General features: G+C 61.3%; 19 protein-coding genes, 3 tRNA genes and 1 pseudogene. 17 read left to right on the forward strand and 6 right to left on the reverse strand.

The features are described 5' to 3' along the window. Nucleotides 1-19 precede the first annotated feature (19 nt). Together FDQ92_RS07635 and FDQ92_RS07640 are read left to right on the forward strand one after the other, a co-directional pair. The gene (locus tag FDQ92_RS07635) at nt 20-1,504 is read left to right on the forward strand and encodes a GldG family protein (RefSeq protein ID WP_137424025.1); all 1,485 of its coding nucleotides are present in this window, start codon (nt 20-22) and stop codon (nt 1,502-1,504) included. Further along, nucleotides 1,501-2,859, forward strand: coding sequence for a DUF4340 domain-containing protein (locus tag FDQ92_RS07640; RefSeq protein WP_137424026.1), 1,359 nt, complete (start codon nt 1,501-1,503; stop codon nt 2,857-2,859). The genes FDQ92_RS07635 and FDQ92_RS07640 overlap by 4 nt, the downstream gene beginning before the upstream one ends. Before the next feature lie 290 nt (nt 2,860-3,149). On the opposite strand, the gene queF is transcribed toward FDQ92_RS07640, so the two are convergent. From queF to FDQ92_RS07670, 6 genes are all read right to left on the reverse strand, one after another. Next, nucleotides 3,150-3,617 (reverse strand): preQ(1) synthase, encoded by a 468-nt coding sequence (queF, locus tag FDQ92_RS07645; RefSeq protein ID WP_137424027.1) that lies wholly within the window; start codon nt 3,615-3,617, stop codon nt 3,150-3,152. Further along, nucleotides 3,614-5,137, reverse strand: a complete 1,524-nt coding sequence (locus FDQ92_RS07650) for a DNA recombination protein RmuC (protein WP_137424028.1) — start codon at nt 5,135-5,137, stop codon at nt 3,614-3,616. Before FDQ92_RS07650 ends, queF begins: the two co-directional genes overlap by 4 nt. 43 nt (nt 5,138-5,180) lie before the next feature. Beyond that, nucleotides 5,181-5,894 (reverse strand): hypothetical protein, encoded by a 714-nt coding sequence (locus FDQ92_RS07655; RefSeq protein ID WP_137424029.1) that lies wholly within the window; start codon nt 5,892-5,894, stop codon nt 5,181-5,183. Nucleotides 5,895-6,002: 108 nt separating this feature from the next. Then, nucleotides 6,003-6,734: an AAA family ATPase gene (locus FDQ92_RS07660; protein WP_137424030.1), complete on the reverse strand. Its 732-nt coding sequence runs from the start codon at nt 6,732-6,734 to the stop codon at nt 6,003-6,005. Between the two features lie 140 nt (nt 6,735-6,874). Further along, nucleotides 6,875-8,953 (reverse strand): elongation factor G, encoded by a 2,079-nt coding sequence (gene fusA / locus FDQ92_RS07665; protein WP_137424031.1) that lies wholly within the window; start codon nt 8,951-8,953, stop codon nt 6,875-6,877. Nucleotides 8,954-9,120: 167 nt separating this feature from the next. Beyond that, nucleotides 9,121-10,518 (reverse strand): penicillin-insensitive murein endopeptidase, encoded by a 1,398-nt coding sequence (locus FDQ92_RS07670; RefSeq protein ID WP_137424032.1) that lies wholly within the window; start codon nt 10,516-10,518, stop codon nt 9,121-9,123. A 575-nt stretch (nt 10,519-11,093) separates the two neighbouring features. On the opposite strand from FDQ92_RS07670, the gene tadA reads away from it, so the two are divergent. The 15 genes and pseudogenes from tadA (at nt 11,094) to FDQ92_RS07745 (ending at nt 21,587) form a co-directional block, all read left to right on the forward strand. Next, the gene (gene tadA / locus FDQ92_RS07675; protein WP_137424033.1) at nt 11,094-11,567 is read left to right on the forward strand and encodes a tRNA adenosine(34) deaminase TadA; all 474 of its coding nucleotides are present in this window, start codon (nt 11,094-11,096) and stop codon (nt 11,565-11,567) included. Nucleotides 11,568-11,572: 5 nt separating this feature from the next. Further along, a tRNA-Ser gene (locus tag FDQ92_RS07680) sits at nt 11,573-11,668 on the forward strand. A gap of 38 nt (nt 11,669-11,706) precedes the next feature. After that, nucleotides 11,707-11,800, forward strand: a tRNA-Ser gene (locus FDQ92_RS07685). A gap of 48 nt (nt 11,801-11,848) precedes the next feature. After that, nucleotides 11,849-13,630 carry a DNA polymerase III subunit gamma/tau gene (gene dnaX / locus FDQ92_RS07690; protein WP_137424034.1) on the forward strand — a complete coding sequence of 594 codons (1,782 nt, stop codon included), beginning with the start codon at nt 11,849-11,851 and terminating at the stop codon, nt 13,628-13,630. Between the two features lie 59 nt (nt 13,631-13,689). Beyond that, nucleotides 13,690-14,016 carry a YbaB/EbfC family nucleoid-associated protein gene (locus FDQ92_RS07695; protein ID WP_211341203.1) on the forward strand — a complete coding sequence of 109 codons (327 nt, stop codon included), beginning with the start codon at nt 13,690-13,692 and terminating at the stop codon, nt 14,014-14,016. A 25-nt stretch (nt 14,017-14,041) separates the two neighbouring features. Then, nucleotides 14,042-14,650 (forward strand): recombination mediator RecR, encoded by a 609-nt coding sequence (recR, locus tag FDQ92_RS07700; protein ID WP_137424035.1) that lies wholly within the window; start codon nt 14,042-14,044, stop codon nt 14,648-14,650. 184 nt (nt 14,651-14,834) lie between these two features. Next, nucleotides 14,835-15,383, forward strand: a complete 549-nt coding sequence (locus tag FDQ92_RS07705; protein ID WP_137424036.1) for a 2-oxoacid:acceptor oxidoreductase family protein — start codon at nt 14,835-14,837, stop codon at nt 15,381-15,383. A gap of 3 nt (nt 15,384-15,386) precedes the next feature. Further along, nucleotides 15,387-15,680 carry a 4Fe-4S binding protein gene (locus tag FDQ92_RS07710; protein WP_170180244.1) on the forward strand — a complete coding sequence of 98 codons (294 nt, stop codon included), beginning with the start codon at nt 15,387-15,389 and terminating at the stop codon, nt 15,678-15,680. 1 nt (nt 15,681) lies between these two features. After that, nucleotides 15,682-16,857: a transketolase C-terminal domain-containing protein gene (locus FDQ92_RS07715; RefSeq protein WP_137424037.1), complete on the forward strand. Its 1,176-nt coding sequence runs from the start codon at nt 15,682-15,684 to the stop codon at nt 16,855-16,857. Continuing rightward, nucleotides 16,857-17,840, forward strand: coding sequence for a pyruvate synthase subunit PorB (porB, locus tag FDQ92_RS07720; protein ID WP_211341426.1), 984 nt, complete (start codon nt 16,857-16,859; stop codon nt 17,838-17,840). The genes FDQ92_RS07715 and porB overlap by 1 nt, the downstream gene beginning before the upstream one ends. Nucleotides 17,841-17,958: 118 nt before the next feature. Then, a tRNA-Asn gene (locus FDQ92_RS07725) sits at nt 17,959-18,034 on the forward strand. A gap of 361 nt (nt 18,035-18,395) precedes the next feature. Further along, nucleotides 18,396-18,764 carry a hypothetical protein gene (locus tag FDQ92_RS07730; protein ID WP_137424038.1) on the forward strand — a complete coding sequence of 123 codons (369 nt, stop codon included), beginning with the start codon at nt 18,396-18,398 and terminating at the stop codon, nt 18,762-18,764. A gap of 68 nt (nt 18,765-18,832) precedes the next feature. Then, entirely contained in the window at nt 18,833-19,369 is a 537-nt protein-coding gene (locus FDQ92_RS07735) for a DUF2924 domain-containing protein (RefSeq protein ID WP_137424039.1), read from the forward strand. After that, nucleotides 19,366-19,818, forward strand: a pseudogene (locus FDQ92_RS07740) (recombinase family protein); the annotation flags it as partial. The gene FDQ92_RS07735 and the pseudogene FDQ92_RS07740, both read left to right, overlap by 4 nt. Nucleotides 19,819-19,970: 152 nt before the next feature. After that, nucleotides 19,971-21,587: an IS1634 family transposase gene (locus FDQ92_RS07745; protein ID WP_137424040.1), complete on the forward strand. Its 1,617-nt coding sequence runs from the start codon at nt 19,971-19,973 to the stop codon at nt 21,585-21,587. Nucleotides 21,588-21,599: the final 12 nt, after the last annotated feature.

The raw sequence follows: 21,599 nt of genomic DNA on the forward strand, positions 1-21,599 counted from the left end.
GCGATGGAGGCCGATCACCATGCCACGCATCATGAGATCGCGGCGCGTGTGGACCCACGGGTCCAATACCTTCCTATCCACGTTGCTTTTCCTGGGAATCCTCGTCTTTGTGGTGCTCATCGCGGAGCGCCACCCGTGGCGCGTGGACCTGACCGAGGCGGGCTTGTACACGCTTTCGGAACAGAGCCGCAAGATCGCGAAGGCCGTCGACCAGCCGGTGACCATCAAGGGGTTTTTCCAGAGCGCGGAACCCGCGCGCCTGGAAGTGGAAGACCTGCTGGAAAGCTATCGTCTTGCCAACAAGAAGATCCGCTACACCTTCATCGATCCGGACCGAAATCCCGAAGAGGCGGGGCGCTACGACATCCGCCAGTACGGCACCCTGGTGCTCGAGGGCTACGACCGCAGGCAGACGATTCAGCAGGCCGATGAGCAATCCATTACCAACGCCCTGTTCAAGCTCATGCGGGAAGAGCAGAAGAAGATCTACTTTGTGGCGGGCCACGGTGAACATTCCATCTCGGACTTCAACCAGGCAGGATATTCAAGCGTTCGGTCGGCCCTTGAAAGAGAAAACTACGCGGTACAGAGCCTGAGCCTGCTGCAGCAGAAGGGGGTGCCCGAGGACGCGGCGGCCGTGGTGATCGCGGGGCCTGAAAAGCCCTACTTTCAAGAGGAAGTGGAGAGTCTGGAACGATACGTGGAAGACGGAGGGCGGCTTTTGGTTCTCCTGGATCCCGGTCACGCAGGTCCCCTGGTCGACTGGCTCAGGAAATATGGGATCGAGCTTCAGGACGATATGGTGATCGACAAACTGAGTCGGATCTTCGGCGGAAGTTACCTCATGCCGGTGGTCACTCAGTACGGACTTCACGACATCACCCAGGGCTTCAATGTCGCCACCTTCTATTCGGAAGCCCGCTCGGTGCAGGTGGCGGACCCCTCCCCGGAAGGCGTCCACCTGGTGACCCTGGCTTCCACCTCTCCCAACGCGTGGGCGGAAACGGACCTGGAGCGACTTCGCCAGGGCGAGGCGAGTTTCGACGAGAGTGAGGATTTTCCGGGGCCGGTGCCCCTCGGGGTCCTGGTTCAGCTGGATCCGGCGAAATTCCCGGGTCGAGCATCGAGCGAAGGCACCTCGGAATCCTCGGACGAAACGCCGGAACCTTCCACGGGAGAGGGAGAAGGCGGCGCCGGAGCGGCAGAGGGCCATCCCGCCAAGGGATATCTGGTGGTGCTGGGCGACTCGGATTTCATCGGTAACACCCATTTCGGTCTTTCCGGAAACGGGGATTTTTTCCTGAACATAGTGAACTTCCTGGCGGAAGAGGAAACGCTCATCACCGTTGAACCCAGGGGCGACGGTGGAAAGAAGACCGGTCAGCCCATCGTGCTCACTCAGGACCAGGCCCGCACTATTCTCGTCTTATCGCTGGGATTGATCCCCGGGTCGGTGATCCTGCTGGGTCTTGGAGTCTACCGCGTACGGAGGTCGCACCGATGAAGTGGCGCCAGACACTGGGCTATCTGCTGATCCTGCTGGCGGTCGGCGGATACTATTACTACTTCGAGGTGGTGGTCAAAGAGCGGGAGGAAGCGGCGGCGAGGTCCGCGAGACAGGTGTTCGACCTTGAAGTGGACCGTGTGGCGGCCCTCGAAATCGTCCCCAAAGATGGAGAAACCGTGGTCCTTGAAAAGGAGGCGGGGACGTGGCGGCTGGCGGCACCCGTGGCGACGGAAGCCGACGGCGCCGCCGTGCAGGGGCTCCTCAACAGCCTGGCATCTCTGGAAGCGGAACGGGAAGTGGCGTCTTCCGCGGAAGACCTCGAACCCTTCGGTCTATCCACGCCGGCTCTCCAACTCCGCTTCAAGGACGGTGAAACCTGGCGGACCCTTTCCCTGGGAAACAGGAATCCCACCGGCGACAGCTATTACGCCAGGGTCGACGCCGAACGCCGCGTCTTTCTGGTGGCGTCGGGCCAATGGGGTGTCCTCCACAAGGGCGTTTCCGAGCTGAGACGCCGGGATCTTTTCTCTTTCGAAAACAGTGACGTGAAGGAACTCAGGGTTTCCTGGTCCGACGGGCGTGAAGTCGCCGTGGTGCGTTCTTCCGGGGGGGCGTGGGAAGTTTCCGGCCGCTCCGAGCCGGCGATCAAGGCGGCCAAGGTCGAGCGCGTTCTCGACGAGATCCGCTGGCTCCGAGCTCGGGATTTCCTGGAAGACGGTCCGGTCAACCTGCCGGCGCACGGGCTTGATCCTCCCTTGGTTAAGGTGGAGCTGCACCTGAGCGACGGCGGCAGAGCCTCGCTCGCCCTGGGCCGGAAAGGGGACGAGGGTGACCTGGCCGCCCTTGGTTCCGAACTTCCCTTCGTGGTTACCGTTTCCGGCGACCTGTTGGATCGGCTCCCCGATTCCCTGGCCGATCTCGAGGACCGTTCCCTCATCGCCCTGGATGCAGAACGCGTGAACGAAGTGGCGTGGACGGTGGCGGGAGAGACGGGGCGGGCGGTATCGCGCGGTGAAACCGGATGGGCCTTGGAGAAGGCGGGCGGTGAGTTCAAGGAGTTGAACGATTCCTGGCGGATTCGTTCCCTGTTCTGGGAACTTCAGGATCTGGAGTTCGACGAGAAGCCGGCGTCGCCTCCCCCGGTACCCGATCCGGTCCACGGCCGGCTGGCGCTCTTCGAAGGGGCCGAACCCCTGGGCGAACTGCTCTGGGAGGATCCCGAACGACAAGGGGCGGATCAGGTGACCGTCTGGGTCCGGGAAGGTTCCGAGCTGAAGGCCGTCGGTCTCGAACCGGAGAAACTGCGGCGGCTGGAAGAAAAGATTCGGGCGGTCACGGCGGCAGAAAGCTGAACCCGGCGTGGACGCCGACCGTGCCGCTGCTCGCGGCTGTCTAAGTACAGGTCCACAGAATAAAGTGTTCATTGTGGGATGTTAAAATTCTCTGGAAATTCTACCTTGTTCCCAAGCTGTACCTTCCAGCTTGTTCCCAAGCTCCAGCTTGGGAACACAACTGTGCAGAAGCTCCAGCTTCGATTCCCATGAGGTCGTTCCCAAGCCGGAGCTTGGGAACGAGGGAAAGCTGAATCCGCCGTCGACGCCGACCGTGCCGCTGCTCCCGGTCCTTCGATGTGGGCCGGGGCCTATTCCCGCCCGCCGCGGTAGGTCGTTTTGCCCAGGGGAAGCGGGGTGCAGTTGGGGGGGCAGGCACCCGTTTCCACCACCACGTCGATGGGGATGCCGCCCCGGGCGTACCATAATCCCACCACGCGGAGGTACTTGGGTTCCAGGGCCGCCTCCAGTCGCTTGTGGACGGTCACCGTGCAGGCCTCGTGAAAACTCCCGTAGTTGCGGAAGCTTCCAAGGAACAGCTTGAAGGATTTGCTTTCCACAAGCTTGGTACCCGGGACGTAATCGACGATCATCACCGCAAAGTCCGGCTGACCCGTGATGGGACACAGCGTGGTGAATTCCGGGGCGGTGAGCCGGACCACGTAATCCCGGTCCGGGTGCGGATTTTCGATGGTTTCGAGCACCGCCGCTTGCGGGTTTTCGGGAAGCGGGCTGGGGCGGCCCAACTGGGTCAGGTTCTGAGGACCTCGCTCGGTCATGGCTCGCTCTCTTCGGCTTCGCCTTCGGTCGCCTCCGGAAAGTTCACATGGCGAACGATCCCTTCCAGCGGCTCCGGCTGTGCAATGTCACCCTTGGCTGAAACCCCCAATTCCTTGAACTTCCGTGCACTTACCAAGACCCGGCTTTCCATGGCGCCCAGTAGCCGGTTGTAGTGCTGAACGCTTCGGCCGAGACTCCTTCCCAGGTCCTGGAAATGAGACGCCAGAAGGACGATCCGGTCGTGAAGTTCCTTTCCGAGCCGGCTGACGGCCCGCGCGTTTTCGGTCATGGCCTGCTGTTGCCATCCATAGGCGATGGCTCGCAGCAGCGCGATCAGCGTGGTCGGCGTCGCCAGGATGACCCGCTGGTGGACGCCGGTTTCGATGAGCCGGGGGTCTTTTTCCAGGGCGGCGCTGAAGAAGGATTCGCCGGGAAGGAACAGCACCACGAATTCCGGGGTCTGTTCGAATTGGCTCCAGTAATGCTTGGAGGCCAGCTGCTGCATGTGGGAACGGATCTGGCGGGCATGAGCGGCCAGGTGGCCGTCCCGGTCGCCGTCGGTGGAAGCTTCGAGGGCGTCCAGGTACGCTTGGAGCGGGGCCTTGGCGTCGATCACCACCACGCGATTTCCAGGGAGTGAGACGATCATGTCGGGGCGCAGCCGGTCGGAACCGGTGTCGGTGACGGGTTGTTCGGTGAAATCGCAGTGGGTGGAAAGGCCGGCGAGTTCGACCACACGCCGGAGCGTCATTTCACCCCAGCGGCCTCGGACTTGCGGCCGGCGGAGCGCCTTCACCAGGTTGGCCGTTTCCCCGATGAGTTGCCCCTGGGCGGCACTGAGGCTTTGGACTTGCTGAGACAGCCGGGCGTAGGCGTGTTGGCGTTCCTTTTCGATGCCCTTGAGTTCTTCTTCGTAGCGGGAAAGGGCTTCCTGGAGGGGCCGGACGAGTTCGGCCACGGCCTGACGGCGGGATTCCAGGTCGTTTTCGGCCTTCTGGTGATAGCGGGCCAGGGTGTTCTGGGCCAGCTGCAGAAAGGCCTGGTTGTTGGCCTGCAGGGCGTTGGAAGCCATGGCCTGGAAGGCGTTCCGCATGGTATCGCCGGCTTCCTTCAGCGCAGCCAGCCTCTCTTCGGCGTTTTCTCTTTCTTTGGCGCGCAGGGTTTCCAGCGCCGCATGGTCCGCTTGCAACTGCGCCAGTTCCTGCTGCAGGCGATCGCTCGAAACCCGCGCCTCCGCCAGTTCCCGTTCCAGTTCGGGAACCCGTTGCGCCAGTTGGGAACAGGCGGCGCGGCGTTCCGTTTCGTGAAGGAGCGCTTCCTGCGTGTGCTGGAGTTCCCGCTGAAGGCGTTGCCGTTCCTCGGTGGAAACGGCGGTTTCCAGGGAAAGGCGCCGTTTCCAGAGCGCGGCGGTGATCAGAACGCCCGCCAGCAGACCCGCGAAGAACGCGGCGGAGGCAAGAAGCAGTCCGCCGCTGTTTTCGACCAGGAGGCTGAATAGGGTGTCCAAACGAGGCATCATGCTGGAGCCGGTGCCCGGCGGGTTTTCGGGCGGTGAACGGAGTTCAGCGAACGATGCGCTTCACCTGGCTCTGGTAGCGCCGGTAAACGTCCCGGGCCAGTGCGCTCAGCGACTCTTCCACGGCCGCAGGTCGGGGAAGGCTCAAGGGTTCCGGCAGCCCGAAGCGGGTGAGGGTCTGCTTCTGGAAGTGGAGTTTCTGTTCCACGGAAGCCATTTCTTCCGGCGTGAAATTCTCGCCCAGGAAGTGCTTCTGTTCCACCGCGCAAACGTCCAGGTTTTTCAGAAAGTTGAGGATCGTCAAGAGGTCGAAGTTCTGGTGAAAGCTCTTGATGTTGTGATTGACCGCCCGGCATTCGATTTCCAGATCTTCGTAGGCCTTTCGGTAGTCGTTCATCCAGGCGAAGAGCCGGCGGTAGGATTCCAGCACCAGCTTTCGGAATTTGCCCTTGTCGGTGAGGGCCGACACCCGGATGAACCGGACCCCTCGGAAGGCCTGCTTTTCCAGGCAGTCGCGCCAAAAGGACGGCGAAGGAATCCGCAGCAGCTCGGCGCATCTCCCCAGCATGTCCGGGTGAAGCATGAGGAAACCCAGCCGCGCCATCCGCTGCCCGGTTTCGTCGGCCAACCGGCGCACCTCCGCCGCCTTCGCCTCCAGATCCTCCGTCTGGATCTCGATGATGCGGCGTTCCGTCAGGTAGTTTTCCAGAACCTCTTCTTTGACCTGCCGGGTGAGGCAACTGATGAGGTCGTCTTCCATGGCGCTCCTTTCCGGACGATCCTCGAAGGAGCCGACCCATCGATCCCGCCCCGTTCAAGGCCTGTCGAAATCTCCTCGGCGGCCTTTCCGGGCGGGCGGCCTGGACTTTCAAGCCGTCAGCCTTCCGCGTTTTTGCTCCTTCAGCAGAAAGGTATGAGGATCCAGCGACACCGGGGCGGCTTCGGGCCTATAGCGATCATAGTGCTTGAGGACCGTGATCCGGATGTTTTCGGGTTCAGGTTCCAGCAGAAGAATCGCCTGAAACAGGTTGTCGATCTGGTCACACGGATAGGGTATGCCGTTGTGGTTGGCCCTGTCAATGTGCCGGTGAGTCCGGCAGGACAACCAGATGGCGGCCCGGCGGTCCTCCGCGATCCGCTGCAACGCTTCCACGTGATCCCGGGACGCCCGTTCGAAGTCGATCCCGTCCACAACAATCAGATCGGGCCGGAACTGCACCTGGGCCTCAAGGTTTGCGAGTCCTTCGTCGAGTTTCTGCGGGCTGAAGGTCTGACGCATGAACGACATGATGAAGCGGGACGTTCCGATGGACCGGCGAAGCTCCAGGACCCGTTCACGGTCGCCGGGTCGTTCGGCCATGTGGTTCATCAGTTCCTCGTACCAGATTTTGATCTTTTCCGGCAGTTCGCCGATACACGCGTGCAGCACCTTCCGGCCCTGAAAGAGGTGTTCGATGGCGATGTGCGTCAGGCACGCCGTTTTGCCCACCCCGGTCCTGGCCATCAAGACGCCCATTTCACCGCTCTGGAGCGGGCTGCCGAGGGATTTGCGGATCATGACGGCAAGCGCCTCGGGGCTTGTCGGTCCTTCCGTGTTCATGGCGGTCTCTCCTTGAGTCTCCTGTAATCATTATAAAGGGCCCCTGCGTCAGTCCCCGGGTGTTCCCGCTCTTATAAACTAAATCATACACCAACAGTCGCCGGCGCGCACAGCCCCGTTTGTCCATCGTTCCCGGCGGGTCATCGCTTCTGCTGTTCCTTCTGCCGCCGGATGATCTCTTCGGCCACGCTTTTGGGTACCGGGCTGTATCGAGCGAATTCCATGGTGAACTCCGCTTTTCCCTGGGTGGCCGACCGGAGCACGGTGGAATAACCGAACATCTCAGCCAGCGGTACTTCCGCTTCCACCGTGGAAAAGGATCCGTCTTCCGACGTGCTGACGATGATGCCGCGGCGCTGGTTGAGCGTTCCCAGGACGGATCCCTGGAATTCCGTCGGCGTTTCCACCACGACACGCATCACCGGTTCCAAGAGCGTCGGGGCGGCCCTTTCGTAGGCCTGCCGGAACGCTCCGATGGCCGCCTGTTGGAAGGCAAGGTCGGACGAATCCACTGAGTGGGCGTTTCCGTCGGTAACGGTCACCCGCACGCCCACGATGGGGAAGCCCGCCAGCGACCCCTTCTTCAGGCAGGCCTGGAAACCCTTGTCGCACGAAGGGATGAACTCCGTGGGGATGGCGCCGCCGGTGACCCGATTGACGAATTCGTAGTCTCCCTCGGTGAAAGGCTCCAGGGCGCCCACTACCCGGCCGTATTGGCCGGCGCCGCCGGTCTGCTTCTTGTGCGTGTAGTCGAAGGCCGCCGGCTGGGTGATGGTCTCGCGGTAAGCCACCTTGGGTTGACCCGTTTCCACTTCGGCCTTGTATTCACGGCGCATCCGTTCAACGTACACGTCCAGGTGCAGTTCCCCCATGCCGCAGATGATGGTTTCCTCGGTTTCCTCGTCCAGGTAGGACCGAAACGTGGGGTCTTCCTTGGTGAAGCGCGAAAGCGCCTTGCTCAGGTTCATCTCGGCCTTCTTGTCCTTGGGGGTCACGGCCAGCGAAATCACCGGTTGCGGGACGAACATGGAACTCATGGTGAGCCGCACCGAGCCGTCGGTGAAGGTGTCACCCGAGGCGCAGTCGACGCCGAAGAGCGCGATGATTTCCCCGGCGCCCGCCGATTCGATGTCTTCCATCTGGTCCGCGTGCATGCGGCCCAGGCGCCCCACCTTGGTCACCTTCCCCGTGCGGACGTTGACAATGGCGTCTCCCCTATTGAGGGTGCCCTGGTAAATGCGGGCGTAGGTGAGCTGTCCGTAGCGGGTCACATCCAGCTTGAAGGCGAGCATCACGAGGGGAAGATCCAGCTCCGCCTTCAACGGGACTTCGGCTTCTTGGCGCTCTACGTCGAGCGCCACGTTCTGGATGTCGGCGGGACTGGGAAGATAGCGGATCACGGCGTCCAGAAGGGGTTGCACGCCCTTGTTTTTGTAGGCGGAGCCGACAAGGACGGGGATCATTCGGAGCGACAGGGTGCCGCGGCGGACGGCTTCATAGACCAACTCCTCGGTCACCCGTTCCTCAAGAATGGCCTCGGTGAGGTCGTCCGAAAACAGGGATACCGCGTCCAGCATTTCTTCGCGTTTTTCTTCGGCCAGGCGGCGGAAGGCTTCCGGGATCTCGCCTTCGACCACCTGTTCGCCGTGGGCGCCCTGGAACGTGAGCGCCTTCATGCGGATCAAGTCGATCACGCCCTCGTGAGCGCCTTCCAGGCCCAGGGGGATCTGGAGGAGCACGGGCTGGTGATTCAGCTTTTCTTTGAGCTGGCGGGCGACCCGAAAGGGGTCCGCGCCGGCGCGGTCGCACTTGTTCACGAAAGCGATCCGGGGCACTCGGTACCGAGTCATCTGCCGATCCACGGTCACGGATTGGCTCTGAACGCCCCCCACGGCGCACAACACCAGGATCGCCCCGTCCAGCACGCGCAGAGCCCGCTCCACCTCGATGGTGAAGTCCACGTGTCCAGGCGTGTCGATGATGTTGATCGCGTGATTCTTCCAGGTGCAATAGGTGGCGGCGGACTGGATGGTGATGCCGCGTTCCTTTTCAAGTTCCATGGAATCCATGGTGGCCCCGACGCCGTCCTTGCCGCGCACCTCGTGGATCGCGTGGATGCGCTGCGTGTAGAAAAGCACCCGCTCGGTGAGCGTGGTCTTTCCCGAGTCAATGTGGGCGCTGATGCCGATGTTCCTCAGCCTGGTCAGATCGCCGATCATGATTTTCCTTCCTGTGTCCTCGATCAATTTCCTCTTAGCGTTCCGACAAAAAGAAACGGGCACACTGTCCGTGCCCGTCGCGAACGTCGGCTATTAACAGAATCGTTTCAAAAAGAAAAGAGAAATGACGTTACAATTAAGTGGCAAAAAGGAAAAGGCGGTTCAAGTCACCTCAAGCGCAGGCGCATGCCCGGTTTCAAAGTGGCGGAGCGGTCGATTCCGTTCAGCCGGCAGATCCGTTCCACGGTCGTCCCGTGGCGCCTTGCGAGGGACCAAAGGTTGTCTCCCGGGCGGAGGGTGACGGAGCTCGCAACGGTCTTTGACGGCTCCGACCGGGATTGAGAAGAGGGGATCTTCAGGGTGCTGCCGGCCTTGAGCGTCTCCCGTGACTGGATGCCGTTGGCGGCGCACAGAGCCTTCAAAGACACCCGGTGCTTCCTGGCGATCGCCCAGAGCGAATCACCCGGTGCCACCTTGTGAACCGTGAAAGGGCGCGCTTTGTTCGTTGCGCGTTGGGGCTTACCCGGCGATGCACCGCTGTTTGGATGTGAAGCCACCAGTTGCCTCAGGTTAACGGATGCCACCTGGACGGGGCGTTCAGCGGGATTCAGCGGCGGTTGAAGCGTCTGCGCCAGATGGACCGGTTCCAGCTCGAATCCTCGCTTATAGAAGGCGAGACAGGTTCCGGGAGTGATCACGTCGTTTTCCTTCAGCCCGTTCCACCGGCAAAGGTCTTTCAGACTGACCCCGAAGCTTCGCGCCAGGGACGGCAGCCCGGTTTCTGAACCGTTCGCGTAATAATGGACTCGTTTCGGCAGGTAAGCCTGCTGGGCAAGTTCGATCACGGCCTGCTGCCGAGAATCGTGCTTGTCCACGGATGCGGCCAGAGTGGACCAGGGGGTGTAGAATCGAACGTGGAAATGATTCCGATGGTTGCGCGCGTGCCGGATGACCGCCTTGTCGAAACGGCTGCCCACGTCGAGAAAAATGCGGTCCAGGTAACCCTTGTCCCAGCCGCTTCTGAGGGCGTGGTCGTGGAAAAGCTTCTGAAGCTCGCGGTCCATGAAAATGTATTGCACCCGCCCGCTCTTCAGAAGATTTTCCATGAGTACCCAGGTTTTGGCCACGTCCAGGTTGGATGCGTCCATGAGGGCGAACCGCCCCAGGGGACGGTTGCCTCGGGCGTACATGCCGATGTCCGCGTCCCGGCCGTTCTGGTGGGACTTGTGGCCGCAAAGCCGGCCGCCCCCGGACGCTGAAAGATCACCGATGAAGAGTTCACATGTGTTCGGGTATTCCCGCTGGACGGCTTCAACGGCATCCAGAAGGGTCCCGATCACCTCCGGCGTGGTGTAACTCCTGTCCGGGCTACCGATTCGGAAGCCGCGGAACTGATCCGGAAAGGGAATGCCGTTCACAAGCCGTCCGTGGTAGGGTTTCCCTGCGGCGATGGTCATGGCTTCCGAAGATGCGGGGAGTTGAATCCAAAGAAGGGCGATGGCGAAAGTGAGGATGGCGTGCGGTTTGAAACGAAAAAACCCGGCTTTGGGCCGTAAGGGTTCCATGTCCTCGTTCCCTCCGTGTGGGTTTCGACATGTATCCTGGCTCCGAGCGCAAAACGCCTCTTTCTTCCAAAGCTTGTTTCACAGGATCGATCGGGGTTTAGAGTGAAACTTTTCCCTCACTAGAAGAAAATCGGCAGGCTGTCAAACAACAAATTGGCTTTCCCATACGTGTTTCACGGGATCGATCGGGGTTTCGAGTGAAACTTTTCCCTAAGACCGTATCCTAGAACGCAGCATCAACCCTTTGTGGCAACGCAATTTCGCATACTTAGCGTACCCAAAACCGCCAAAATAGGCATTCTCGGATACGCTCCAGCAATTCCCGTCGTTCCCAAAGTCCGGCTTGGGAACGCCCTCATGGGAATTGAAGCTGGAGCTTCTGCACAGTTGTGTTCCTAAGCTGGAGCTTGGGAACAAGGTGGAAAACCCTCTGCCCTTCTGGGGATTGTGTGTCTGTTTTCTCGCGTAAAGGCGGAAAAGAAGGGGGTTCTCTGCGCGAAGATTCTGTGGTATGAGGCGGGCGCCCGGCGGGGGTATGGATGAGTTGACGGCGATTTCAGGCCGGCGGTGCCGTGATGGATGATCGGTTGCAACACGAAGGCTACATGGACCTGGCCTTGGCGCAGGCGCGCAAGGCGTTAGAGGGAGGCGAGGTGCCCGTGGGGGCCGTTTTGGTGGACGAGGCCGGGACGGTCCTGGCCGAGGCTCACAACCGTTGCGTGGCGCTTTGCGATCCCACGGCCCATGCGGAAGTGCTGACGCTGCGGAAAGCCGGAAACGTCCTGAAAAATTACAGGCTTACGGGTACGGTCCTTTACGTGACGCTGGAACCCTGTGCCATGTGCGTGGGGGCGCTGATCCATGCCCGGGTGGCCCGGGTGGTTTATGGAACGGCGGATCCCCGTTCAGGAGCGGCCGGCAGCGTTGTGGCCTTGACAAATGTGCCGGCCTTCAATCATCATATTGAGGTTGTCGGCGGCGTGAAGGCTCGGGAGTGTTCGGAACTTCTGCGGGCCTTCTTCCAGGCGCGGCGCGGCAATCGAAGTTGAGCTGCGGAGAGGTACCGAAGTGGCCGTAACGGGGTCGACTCGAAATCGACTTGTCCTGTGAAGAGCAGGGCACGTGGGTTCGAATCCCACCCTCTCCGCCACATTCGATGCAGGAATACGGCGGACCGCCGGCCTTTACGGAGAGATGCCCGAGCTGGCTGAAGGGGCACGACTGGAAATCGTGTGTCCCGCCAAAAGCGGGACCGAGGGTTCGAATCCCTCTCTCTCCGCCATTTCCTTACTATGGCCCGAAGACAGCGCCATGGAATTCCGATACCCGCATGTCCTACCTGGTCTTAGCCCGCAAATGGCGCCCCCAGACGTTGGATGAGGTGGTGGGTCAGCCCCACGTGACCCGGACCCTCGAAAACGCCATTCTGTCGCAGCGCATCGCTCACGCCTACCTGTTCACCGGAGCCCGGGGGGTGGGTAAGACGTCCGTCGCGCGGATCCTTGCGAAGGCCCTCAATTGCGAAGAGGGTCCGTCGCCTCGGCCGTGTAACCGGTGCAGCAACTGCCGGGAAATCACCCGCGGAAACGCGGTGGATGTGCTGGAAATCGACGGCGCGTCGAACCGGGGTATAGACAGTATCCGGGAACTCCGCGAGACGGTCCGATACCGGCCGGCCAAGAGCGCCTACAAGGTCTACATCATCGACGAAGTGCACATGCTGACGGCCGAAGCCTTCAACGCGCTTCTCAAAACCCTCGAGGAACCGCCGCGTCATGTGCTGTTCGTCTTGGCCACCACCGAACCGCACAAGATTCCGGCGACCATTCTCAGCCGCTGCCAGCGCTTCGATTTCCGGAGAATTCCGGCGAAGCTCGTGACGGACCAGCTGAAACGGATCGTGGATGCCGAGGGGGCGTCCTTTTCCGATTCGATCCTTTACGCCATCGCCCGGGAAGCGGAAGGCAGCATGCGGGATGCCCAAAGCCTGCTGGAGCAGCTTTTGGCGTTCCGCGGCGAGGGGATGAACGATGAAGAAATCCTGGACATTCTGGGCGTAGTTGACCGTCGCAGTGTTTACCGTGTCGGGAAGGCCGTCCTGGACGGCGACACCGCAGCCTGTCTGCAGGTGGTGGAAGACCTTTACCGGCGGGGCGTCGACAGCAAGCGGTTCTGCCAGCAACTGGCCGAATACTTCCGGGGGCTTCTGTTTCTCTCCTTGGACGAAGGCGGCGGCCGGGGCTGGTTGGATGTTCCGGAAGAGGAACGGGCGGTGCTCAAGGAAGAGTCGCAGCGCACGACTTCCGAGCAGCTTTACCTTTACTTCCAGGTGATGCTCCAGGGGGAGGAGGACATCCGGCGTTCGACGCTGCCGCGGATCGCCCTCGAGATGCTGCTGCTGCGGATGACGCAACTCCCGCGGCTGGAATCCTTGGAAAAGCTGCTCGAAAAACTGGAACGGCTCGAAGGGGCGCCGCCCGGTTCAGACCGGTGCCGGGAGGATACGGCTCGGGCGGAAGCCTCCCCGCCGGCACGCCCCCGGCCGTCGGCGCCCGCTCCGGCTTCCCCGTCCTTTGAGCCGGAAGAGGAGGCACCGTGGGGACTTCAGCCGCCTCTTCCTGAAGGCGTTGCCGGTTCCGCGCCGCCTGGCGAATCCTTGGAGGAAGCAGCCCCCCCGCCGTTTCCGGCGTCGCCTTCCGGAAAAGCAGGGCCCGTTCGGGATCCGGTGGAGGACTGGGCCGGCTTCTTGAAGTGGCTCGCAGAGCGCCACGCCGTCCTGGCGGCCAAGCTGGACGAAAGCAAGGTGCGACGCGCCGGCGGCGATGCGCAGCGCCTGGTGATCGATGTTTTGGAAGTCTACGAGGACAGTCTGAAAGGCCCTGAAACCCGGAACCTTCTTTCCCGGCTGGCCGGGGAATACTTCGGGCGGGACGTTTCGTGGGACGTTCGATCCCAGCCGGCGGTTATGAAGAACGGGGCCGTCTCCAAGGGCCGGGAAGCGCGCGACCATCCCAGGCGCCTGGTGCTCGAAAACCCGGGGGTTCAGCAGGCGCTGGAAATCCTCGGCGGCGAACTGGTGGAAATCCGTCCCCGCCGGCCCGAGGGGAAATAAGGCCGGGCGGAGCGGCCCGAGCGTCTCCCTTCGGCGGCATGTGAGGAGGTCGAACGAAGATGATGAAAGGCATAAATCCCATGCAGCAGGTGAAGACGCTGCAGAAGAAATTGGCCCAGGTGCAGGAAGAACTGGCTCAGAAGACCGTGGAGACTTCCGCGGGCGGCGGTATGGTGACGGTGGTGGCCAATGGGCGGCAGGAAGTGGTGAAAATCACCATCGACCGCCAGGTGGTGGACCCCGAAGACGTGGAAATGCTCGAGGATCTCGTCCTGGCCGCCGTAAACGATGCGCTCAAGAAAGCCCAGGAGATGGCGGCGGCGGAGATGGGAAAGCTCATGGGCGGCCTCAACCTTCCCGGCCTGAACCTCCCGGGTCTATTCTGACCGCGGCGGACGGAGAACGGCTTCCATGGCGAAAGACGCCTACCCACCGACGCTTCAGGAGCTGATCCGCCGCTTGAGCCGACTGCCGGGGCTCGGGGAAAAGAGCGCCGGCCGGATCGCCATGCACCTGCTGCGCGCTTCCGATGAGGAAGCCTTCGCGCTGGCCGATGCGGTCCGCCGGGTGAAAGAGCGGATCCACACCTGCCCGAAATGCTTTCACTTCACCGACGGCGACGTGTGTTCCATCTGCCGGGATCCGGCAAGGGCGACGGGGGAACTCTGCGTGGTGGAAACCACCGCCGATCTGCTGGCGATTGAAGACTCAGGGGCCTACCGGGGGCGTTATCACGTGCTCCAGGGGGCGCTCGCCCCCATCGACGGCGTGGGCCCCAGGGATCTGCGGATCGAGGAACTCCTGAAGCGCATCGAAGCGGAAGGCATCCGGGAAGTCATCATCGCCACCAATCCCAGTTCGGAAGGTGAGGCCACGGCCCACTACCTCATGAAGCTCCTGGAGAAACGACCCGTCAAGCTGAGCCGGATCGCCTTCGGGATTCCCATGGGCGGGGACCTCAAGTATACGGACAAGGTGACGCTGGAAAAAGCCCTTTCGGGGCGGCGGCAAGTGAATTGAAGCGCAAATTCGCTTGATTCGTACCTGGGTTGGTGGCTATAAGTGCATCACTCGGCAGTGCGGTTCAGTGTTGCGGCGATAGGTTCGTTGGTGCGCCGAGAGGTGCGGTCTTGAACGGGCCATCCGGGTATTCCTTCCATCAGCGGACAGATTCCTGCTTGATTTTCCAGACGGAGATATGTCGATGATCGAAATTCGTTTTCATGGCCGTGGGGGACAGGGCGCGGTGACGTCGGCGGAATTGACGGCCCTGGCCGCCATCGAACAGGGAAAGTTCGCGCAGGCGTTTCCGAGTTTCGGGCCGGAACGGCGGGGGGCGCCGGTGATGGCCTTCGTCCGGGTGAGCGACACGCAGATCCGAACGCGGGAAAAGGTGTACAGCCCCCATATCGTGGTGGTCCTGGATTCCACGCTGCTTCAGATTGTGGATGTGGAAGCCGGGACGGGAGACGACGGCCTGGTGGTGCTCAACACCCGGATGTCCGCTCCGGAAGTTCGTGAACAAATGGGCCTGAAACGCCGGCTGGCGCTTGTGGATGCGAGCACCATCGCCATGGAGACCATGCGGGTGCCCATCACCAACACCACCATGCTGGGAGCGCTGGTGAAAGCCTCCGGGCTGATGCCCATCGAGGCGCTGCGCGAGCCTATCCGCAACCGCTTCGGCCCCATCGCCGAAAAGAACATGGCGGCCTGCCTGCGCGCCTTTGAAGAAACGATCGTGGAGGATTGACCCGTGGCCAAAGAAACTGGAGCGGTAAGCTGGAAGGAACTGGAGCTGGGCTGCACGTTGGTGGAAGCCGGAAGCGCTTCTAAGCTCAAAACGGGCGACTGGCGGTCCATGAGGCCGGTCACCGATTTTGACCTGTGCATCAAGTGCGGCCAGTGTTACATCTTCTGTCCGGACATGGTCTATTCCCGCAACGAGGAAGGCTACTATATCGCCAACTACTACTACTGCAAGGGCTGCGGGATCTGCGCCCGGGAGTGCCCGAAGGACGCCATCAAGATGGTGCAGGAGGGGGACTGATATGGGCAAGCGCGTGGGAATGGAAGTCTCCATCGCCGCCGCCGAAATGGTGGGGCTGTGCGATGTGGACGTGATCGCGGCCTATCCCATCACGCCGCAGACGCATATCGTGGAACATCTTTCGGAACTGGTGGCCGACGGGCATCTGGATGCGGAATTCATTCCGGTGGAGTCGGAACACAGCGCCATGAGCACCTGCGTGGGCGCGGCGGCGGCCGGCGCCCGGACCTTTACGTCCACCAGCTCTCAGGGCTATGCGCTGATGGCTGAAATCTGCTACATCGCCTCCAGCCTGCGGCTTCCCATTGTGATGGCGGTGGTGAACCGGGCGTTGAGCGCTCCCATCAGCATCTGGAACGACCACGCGGACCTGATGATGAGCCGCGACACCGGCTGGATCCAGACGGTGGCCGAAAACGGCCAGGAAGTGGTGGACCTCTTGCTGCATGCCTTTCGGGTGGCGGAAGACCACCGTGTGCTGCTTCCGGCGATCGTGAACCTCGACGGATTCACGCTGAGCCACATGATCGAACCGGTGCTGCTGCCCGATGAAGACGAAGTGAAGCGCTACCTGCCGCCCTACCGGCCGAGGCTTCGCCTGGATCCCGAAAAACCCATGACCTTCGGTCCCGTGGGGATGCCGGAGGTTTACACCGAGGTGAAAAAGGCCCAGGATGAGGCGTTCAAGGCATCGTATCCCGTGATCGTCGAAACCTGGGACGAGTTCGCAAAGGTCTTCGGCCGGCGGTACCGGCCGGTGGAAACTTACAAGTCCGAAGACGCCGATGTCATCATCCTCACCATGGGAAGCACTTCGGAAACGGCCATGACGGCCGTGGACAAGATGCGGGCCGAGGGGAAAAAGGTGGGGCTGGTGCGGCTCCGGCTCTGGCGCCCTTTCCCCTTTGACGAGCTTTACCAGGCGCTCAAGGGGGCCGGAGCCGTTGCGGTGATGGACCGCGCCATGGGCTTCAGCGGCGGCGCCGGGCCGGTCTGTACGGAAGTGAAGGCGTGCTTGTATGATCGGGCCTTCTACCCCTACATCCAGAACTACGTGGCGGGGCTCGGCGGAAGAGACATAACGGTCGAAAACTTCGAAGAAATACATGACAAGCTGGTCGCGTCCATGAAGCGCGGTGATCCCATGGGATATGAAATCATCAATGTGAGGGAATGATGGGCATAGCAGCGGAAGCACTGAAGGATTTCAATGGGTTTAACCCGAAGAAGCTGCCCGAGGGCGAGCCCCTTTCGCCGGGGCACCGGGCGTGCCAGGGTTGCGGCGAGATCCTGGCCCTGCGCCAGGTGATGAAGGCGTTGGGAAGCAACGTCATCGTGGCCAGCGCCACGGGGTGCATGGAAATCGTGACGTCGCCCTTTCCTCAAACGGCCTGGCGGGTACCTTGGATTCACGTGGCCTTTGAAAATGCGGCCGCAGTCATCAGCGGCGTCGAATCGGCCTACAAGGTGCTCAACCGCAAGGGCCGAATCCATCAGCCGGATGTGGTGTTTCTGGCCTATGCGGGCGACGGCGGAACGGCCGATATCGGGCTTCAAGCGTTGAGCGGCGCGCTGGAGCGCGGCCACAACTTCGTTTATGTCTGCCTGGACAACGAAGCCTACATGAATACCGGAATCCAACGGTCGTCGGCCACGCCCTACGGCGCCATGACCACCACGTCGCCTCCGGGTAAGAAGAGCATCGGCCAGCGGACCTGGAAGAAGAACGTTGCGGCCATTGCGGCGGCTCACGGCATCCCCTACGTGGCCACGGCGTCTCCGGCCTATGCGCTGGACCTCATGAACAAGGTGAAAAAGGCGGCTATGGTGCCCGGACCGGCGTATCTTCACATCTATTCGCCGTGCCCGACCGGGTGGCGCTACCCAACCGACCTCACCGTGGAAGTGGCGCGTCTTGCAGTCCAAAGCAAGGTCTTCCCGCTCTACGAAGTGATCGACGGCCAGTGGATCCTTTCGCGAAAGATCGCCAAGCCCAAGCCGGTGAGCGAATACCTGAAGCTGCAGCGCCGCTTCCGGCACCTTACGGAAACCGAGATCGAGCGGATCCAGGCCCGAGTGGACGCCGAATACGAGGAACTCCTGAAGCGCTGCGTCACCCCCGAAAAGGAAGGCAAGGCGTCGAAGGAAACGGAAGAATAGCCCGGCGGACGGGGTTTCCACCCCGCCTGAAAAGCGGCGGAACGCCCATGAGCGGCTTGGGGCTTTCTCCTTGACATTGGGCAGGCCTTTTGCTACTCAGTCGCCGCGCTTGAAATGTTCCCCGGTAGCTCAATCGGCAGAGCGGGTGGCTGTTAACCACTAGGTTGGCGGTTCGAGTCCGTCCCGGGGAGCCAAAATTCAATCCGCTGATTTCAGCGGTTCTTATTTAACGCAAGACCCCGTGGGGTGATCCCCTCGGGGTCTCGTCGTTTCCGGCGTGCCAACGCCGACTTACGCCCGCCTGCACATTAATCCTGATTTTCCGTTTCGAAACCCGCCGTTCGCGGTTCGGGTGCAACCCTGGGGGTTGCGCGCGCTCTCCGAAAATGTCCTTTCCGAATTCTCCCGTTCTCCGTTTTTCGAGTCGCCTTGTTTAACAGCCCGGTTGCATCCGGGCACCCGCTTCGACATTTCGAACTCCCCTCCGGTAGGTATCTGTCGAAAGCCGGACCAGTGGGTCCGGCGCAAGCGGATTACCAGACAGCGGAAACGGCCGTGAGAACGGAGACCGTTGTGGGTGCCGACGACATCGCCCTCAGGCGGTGTCGAACGGGCTCCAACGGCCTTCTCGATGACCGGCCTATCCAGCCCCGCGGCATCCACGGCGGGCCCTTCCGCGGCCTCCCGCAAAAGGAGGACCGGATGCCGGCCAACGAACACGTCCCAGTCTCGGTCGACGAGGTGATATCGGAGATCGCTACGATCCTTGCCCGGGGGTACATGCGCCATCGAAACGGACGCCGACTCGCCCCCGATTCCGACGGCGGGGCGGCGCATGTGGCGCAAGTCGAAGAATCTGAGGCGTTTACGGAGAAACGCCTTGATGTTTCGGGCCACCGAAGCCTTCATTCATTCACGAGTTAACGCCCTGAGACTGCGGTGCGGACGGACCGCCCGCCGGGGCGAAGCCCATGAACCAAAGGAGGTTTCGGATGGAAGCAACAACGTATCAAGAGGTCCAGGGGCTCTCCCGGATGACCGTAGGAGAGCTCCGAGACAAGTACATCGAGGTCTTCGGAGAAGAGACCCGCTCTTACCACAAAGAGTTCCTTCGCAAGCGAATCGCTTGGCGTATCCAAGCCCTGGCCGAGGGTGACCTTTCGGAGCGGGCCCGGCGCAGAGCCGAGGAACTGGCCAACGACGCCGACCTGAGAACGCGGGCTCCGCGTGATCCGGTCGCCTCGGGTTCCTCCGAGGTCAAAGCGAGAACGGCTACCGGCCGAATATCCCCGTCGCGCGACCCGAGGCTGCCTCTGCCCGGAACTCTGCTCGCCCGCGAGTTCCAAGGCCGCGACATTGTGGTCAAGGTCCTCGACAACGGCTTCGAGTTCGACGGCCGACGCTACAAGTCCCTCTCCGCCATCGCCCAGGAGGTCACCGGTAGCAAGTGGAACGGGTTCCTCTTCTTCGGCATCGCCGATGGAGCTGCCAGAGGCGGGAGCCGCAAACCCGAGAGGAGAAAGGAATGAGCAGAAACAATAACCGTGGCCGGGGAGAAGCCCGGGAGTCGGCATCAAGAACCAACGGGACGATCCGCTGCGCCATCTACACCCGCAAGTCCACAGACGAGGGGCTGGAGCAGGAGTTCAACAGCCTCGACGCCCAGAGGGAATCCGCGGAAGCCTATATCGCGAGCCAAAGGCACGAGGGATGGGTGTGCATCCCCGACCGATTTGACGACGGCGGATTCACCGGAGGCAACATGGAACGGCCCGCCCTCAAGCGGCTCTTCGCCGGCATCGAGTCGGGCGAAATCGACTGCGTGGTGGTCTACAAAGTCGACAGACTCAGCCGATCCCTCCTGGACTTCGCCCGCATGATGGAAATCTTCGACAAGCATTCCGTGAGCTTCGTCTCGGTCACCCAGCAGTTCAACACGACCAGTTCCATGGGGCGGCTCACCCTAACTCAAGTTTTACAGTGACCACCTGGTCACATCCCGCAAATCCGCATGGATGCTAGGGCATGTCTGGAAAATGCGTCATTCTGTAGTGCCATAGAATGATGGTTTTGCCCTTGCAATGTGTTCCTGCATGAGCTAATTTGCGAGTGTCCTAAGAGGAGGCTCGCATGTTCGCTCGCATCAAAAAGTCCGGTAAGTATGACTACCTGCAAATCGTTGAAAACCAGAGGGTTAACTCCAAGGTCACCCAGCGCGTGATTGCAACCGTTGGGCGTATGGACAAACTGAGTGCCAAAGGCGAGGTCGAGACCCTCATCCGCTCTCTTTCGCGTTTCAGCGAGAAAGCTTTGCTGGTCCTTTCCGGGAAGAGCGAGATCCAGTGTGAGGCAAAGACGATCGGCCCCGCCATCATCTTTGAACGGCTCTGGTGTGAGTTGGGAATTCAACAGGTGATCAGAGACCTGCTCCATAACCGGGCTTTCCTGTTCGATGTGGAACGAGCCATCTTCCTCACCGTGTTGCACAGGATACTGATCAGCGGATCGGACCGCTTCTGCGACAAGTGGCGCCGCGATCTCGTGGTCAAGGGAACCGAAGACCTCGCTCTGCATCAGTTCTACCGGGCGATGGCGTTTCTGGGCGAAGTGCTGGACGATCAGGAACATGCCACCCTGTCTTCTCCGCGATGTGTCAAGGATGTCATCGAGGAGAAAATGTTCGCGGGCCAGCGCCACCTGTTTGCCGAGCTGGACCTGGTGTTTTTCGACACCACTTCCGTTTACTTCCATGGCGAAGGAGGTGAAAGCCTTGGCAGGAGAGGGTTCAGCAAGGATCACCGCCCCGAGCTCAAGCAAATGGTGGTGGGAGCCGTCCTGGACCAGAACGGCAGGCCTCTTTGCTGTGAGATGTGGCCGGGCAACTCCACGGACGTCAAGACTCTGGTTCCCGTGACGGATCGCATTCGCAAGCGTTTTGGGGTGGGGAGGTTCTGCATCGTGGCCGACCGTGGCATGGTCAGCAGGGAGACGATCCGAGAACTTGAAGAAAGGAAGATAGCTTACATCCTTGGGACCCGGATGCGGAAGGTCAAGGAGATCACCGCCGAAGTACTTGCCCGAGCCGGCCGCTACAAGGAGGTCAAGTGTGAAGGGCGCTCTCCCCTCAAGGTCAAGGAGGTCATGGTGCGGGACAAGCGCTACATCGTTTGTCTGAATCCCAAGCAGGCCGAGAAGGACAAAGCCGACCGTGACAAGATCATCGACTCGCTCAGGGAACAGATCCGCAAAGGCCCCAAGGCGCTTGTCGGCAACGAGGGGTATCGCAAGTTCCTCAAGGTGGACAAGGACAGCATCCATATCGATCTCGACAAGGTCAAGGAGGAGGAGAGGTTCGACGGGAAGTGGGTCCTCATCACCAACACCAACTGGTCTTCGGATCGGGTGGCCCTTAAGTACAAGGAACTCTGGCAGGTAGAGCACTCCTTCAGAGACCTCAAGTCGACCTTTGAGACGCGGCCCGTTTTCCATCAACGTGATGTCCGGGGACATGTGTTCTGCTCCTTCCTGGCGCTGGTACTTCGAAAGGAGCTCTACCGGCGTCTGGACCGGGCGGCCCACGCCTTTGAGTGGTCCGATATCAAGCAAGATCTGAGTGCCCTCCAGGAAATCGTCATCGAGGAGAACGGCAAGCGCTTCGCTCTGCGGTCCCAATGTCTGGGCACGTGCAGCAGCGTCTTCAGGGCCGTGGGAGTTGCCATCCCTCCCACCATCCGGGTACTCTCCTAGACGGAACGGAGC

It is taken from the genome of Desulfoglaeba alkanexedens ALDC (genome assembly GCF_005377625.1).
GTDB classification, from domain to species: domain Bacteria; phylum Desulfobacterota; class Syntrophobacteria; order Syntrophobacterales; family DSM-9756; genus Desulfoglaeba; species Desulfoglaeba alkanexedens.